The 3,481-nt window shown below is 59.6% G+C and carries 1 protein-coding gene and 3 pseudogenes; 3 read left to right on the top strand and 1 reads right to left on the bottom strand.

The genetic code is table 11. From position 1 onward, the window contains the following. From ACFFUC_RS05450 to ACFFUC_RS05440, 3 genes and pseudogenes are all read left to right on the top strand, one after another. Positions 1-972 (top strand): annotated as a pseudogene (locus ACFFUC_RS05450) (Mu transposase domain-containing protein); the annotation flags it as partial. Further along, a pseudogene (locus ACFFUC_RS05445) lies at positions 962-1,738 on the top strand (ATP-binding protein). The pseudogenes ACFFUC_RS05450 and ACFFUC_RS05445, both read left to right, overlap by 11 nt. A 248-nt stretch (positions 1,739-1,986) precedes the next feature. Beyond that, the gene (locus tag ACFFUC_RS05440) at positions 1,987-2,307 is read left to right on the top strand and encodes a hypothetical protein (RefSeq protein ID WP_377684290.1); all 321 of its coding nucleotides are present in this window, start codon (positions 1,987-1,989) and stop codon (positions 2,305-2,307) included. A 54-nt stretch (positions 2,308-2,361) separates the two neighbouring features. Here ACFFUC_RS05440 and ACFFUC_RS05435 read toward each other — a convergent pair. Beyond that, positions 2,362-3,347: pseudogene (locus ACFFUC_RS05435) on the bottom strand (IS3 family transposase). Between the last annotated feature and the right edge of the window lie 134 nt (positions 3,348-3,481).

Below are 3,481 nucleotides of genomic sequence, written 5' to 3'. Positions count from 1 at the left end.
GCCATGCCGAACGAAGACAGCGGTGGATCGGATCGGGCGCGGCAAGGAGCGTCAGGTCAACTTGCGTTTCCTCGCCATGGCCAACCATTATGTCTTCGAGCCGGAATTCTGCAATCCGGCCGCAGGTTGGGGCGAGCCCTTGTGGCGCCATTGGTTCAAGCCCAATGTCGAGCGGTCAGGTCGAGAAGAACGTCCAGGATGCACGACCGCGGCTTTGGCAGCCCCACTTTCTGAAGCTTGGGCCGGACTTTCCCGATCTCGCGGCGCTGAATGATTGGCTGGAACAGCGCTGCAAGGCGCTCTGGCAGGAGATCCCGCATGGCCGTCTGGCTGGAAGTGTTGCCGATGCCTGGGCTGAGGAACAGACCGCGTTGATGCCGGTTCCGCCGGCCTTCGATGGCTTCATCGAATGGAGCAAGCGCGTCTCTCCCACCTGTCTGATCAGCTTCGAGCGCACTCGCTACAGCGTGCCGGCGTCGTTCGCGAACCGCCCTGTCAGTCTCCGCGTCTATCCTGACCGGCTCGTCATCGCCGCAGAGGGCCAGATCCTATGCGAGCATGCACGGCGGATTGACCGCTCCCACCAACTACCGCCGCAAACGGTCTACGACTGGCGGCATTATTTGGCGGTCATCCGAGCCGCAAACCTGGCGCGCTTAGGAATGGCGCTCCGTTTGCCGAACTGCCGTCAGGATTCAAGTGGAGACCGCGAGATGGTCGATATCCTTGCATTGGTCCTGCACCATGACGAGCAAGCTGTTCTGACCGCTGTGGAACTGGCTTTGGCCGAAGGGGTCGCCACCAAGACACATGTGCTGAATATCCTCCATCGCCTGATTGATGGCAAAACCAACGATGGGCCGCTCATCGATACGCCCCAAGCGCTCGCGCTGCGCCGCGAGCCTAAGGCAAATGTCGGCGGCTCACGACGATCTGCGGGCCCATAACACCGGAGGCCGCCATGCGTCATGATCCCGCCAGCGGCCCATTTTTCAGGCTGGGCATTATCATGCTTCGCAGCCTCAAGATGCATGGCATGGCGCAGGCCGTGACCGATTTGATTGAGCAAGGCGCGCCTGCATTCGAAGCGGCAGTCCCGATCCTAACCCAGCTGTTGAAGGCGGAGATGGCCGAACGAGAGGTTCAGTCGATTGCCTATCATATAAAAGCGGCACGCTTTCCGGCCTACAAAGACCTGTCGGGCTTCGACTTCTCAAGCAGCGAGATGAATGAAGCCACGGTGCGCCAGCTCCATCGATGCGAGTTCATGGAGGGGGCGCAGAATATCGTGCTAATTGGTGGACCCGGCACCGGAAAGACCGATGTTGCGACCGCGCTTGGCATCCAGGCCATTGAGCATCACCGCCGCAAGGTGCGGTTCTTCTCGACCATCGAGNACCCTTGTGCGCCTCGACCTCGTGATCCTCGACGAGCTGGGTTACCTGCCGTTCAGCGCCTCAGGCGGCGCACTGCTCTTCCATCTGCTGAGCAAGCTTTACGAACGCACCAGCGTCATCATCACCACAAATCTGAGCTTCAGCGAATGGGCCACGGTCTTTGGCGACGCCAAGATGACCACGGCGCTGCTCGATCGGCTTACTCACCGTTGTCCCTCGCCATTGGGCTCGAACCAATGGCGCCGCAATGGCTCGACCTGGAAACAGGTAACGACAGCTTCCGCTTCAAAGCCAGCACCGAAGCAGCAGCCCGAAAGAAGAAGGAGGTTGCGATGACTTGACCCAACCATGACCCGCTTCGCATAATCTAAAGGTGGGTCAGTTCTCGGTGGAAAAACCGGGTCACGTCTCGACGGAAATCAACAGCCCTGGACAGCCGGTCGCCCTGTACCGGGAGGAGCACTGGTAGGATCATCACCGCGTCTGCGATCGGCCTCTTCTGCACAATTGCTACTTGGTCGGGAAGGCAGGGAACAAATCGGCGCCGAACCTGTTCCGAGTCCGATAAGCTCGATCCGGAAACCTGCCCTTGCGCCTTACCCTCCCCATCAACTTGAGCCTCGCCATTACCACAGCAGCGCAGTCGGGGCCGCCGACGGATCACTATATCGACGATCGCTCCTCGCCCGAGCGGGTGGTCACCTCGCTCTATAGCGCCATCAACCGGCAGGAATACCTGCGCGCCTGGAGCTATTTTGATACGGAGACCGCACCACCCCTCGACAGATTTACCAAGGGCTGTACAGATACCGCGCAGGTCGAGTTGCGCATCGGAGAGGTGCAGACCGAAGGCGCGGCCGGTTCGATCCATTCCATGGTGCCGCTAGCCTTGCGGGCAAAAGGGCAATGACGGCTCGGTCACCATTGAACCGCGCCGGGTTTACCGGAGGCTGATTGTCGTTAGTTACGCGGCCATGGCTTCAGTTTCCAGAGCTGCATAGAAGTTCGCCTCTGCCTCGGCTGGCGGGATGTTCCCGATTGGCTCGAGCAGGCGGCGGTTGTTGAACCAGTCGACCCATTCCAGCGTGGAATATTCGACGGCTTCGAAGCTGCGCCATGGTCCGCGCCGGTGAATGACCTCTGCCTTGAAAAGGTCGTTGATCGTTTCGGCCAGGGCATTGTCATAGCTGTCGCCAACGCTGCCCACCGAGGGTTCGATGCCGGCTTCTGCGAGCCGCTCACTGTAGCGAATGGACAGGTATTGCGATCCCCTGTCGCTGTGATGAACCAGCCCCATCCCTTTTGCCGGACGTCTGTCATGGACAGCCTGTTCCAAGGCGTCGAGAACGAAGCCGGCATGAGCCGTGGTGCTGACGCGCCAGCCGACGATCTTACGGGCATAGGCATCGATGACATAAGTCGAGGGCTTGCCCGCCACTGGTTCAAGGGCATGGCCCGAGGGTAAGCGAAGCCCCTCCAGGTCGCGACATAAGTGAAGTCGCTGACCCACAACATATTCGGGACGGGCATCCGGAACTGGCGGTTCACCTTATCCAGCGGGCAAGGCTGCTTCTTGTCTTGGATCGTCGTCCGATGCGGCTTGCCCCTGATAACGCCCTGAATACCCATGATCTTCATCAACCGGCCAACGGTGCAGCGGGCAACCTCAAACCCCTCACGGCGCAGTTGCCGCCAAACCTTGCACACACCATAGACCTGATAGTTCGCCTCGAACACGCGCCGGATCTCTGGCTGCAATGCCGCATCCCGGCGTGCCCGATCGGACAACCGTGCAGGATCGGATCGCTTGGCCAGATGATCGTAATAGGTGGACGGGGCAATCGACATGATCGCCTGCCATCGCGATCCATGCTGACCCACATTGTCGAAAACCAAACGCACCGCGCGTTCGCGAACCTCAGGGGAAAACTTGTTCGTTGTCTTGCTCATGATGCTCCACCTTACTCAGGAGTTGGAGCCTCCGGCAAACCCGGCGCGGTTCATGAGCATCGAGGCCGTTGATATTATTGAAGAATTAGTATTGGTTGCGGGGACAGGATTTGAACCTGTGACCTTCAGGTTAT

It is taken from the genome of Paracoccus cavernae (assembly GCF_042430175.1).
Taxonomy (GTDB): domain Bacteria; phylum Pseudomonadota; class Alphaproteobacteria; order Rhodobacterales; family Rhodobacteraceae; genus Paracoccus; species Paracoccus cavernae.
This window is presented reverse-complemented; position numbering and strand designations above follow the sequence as displayed.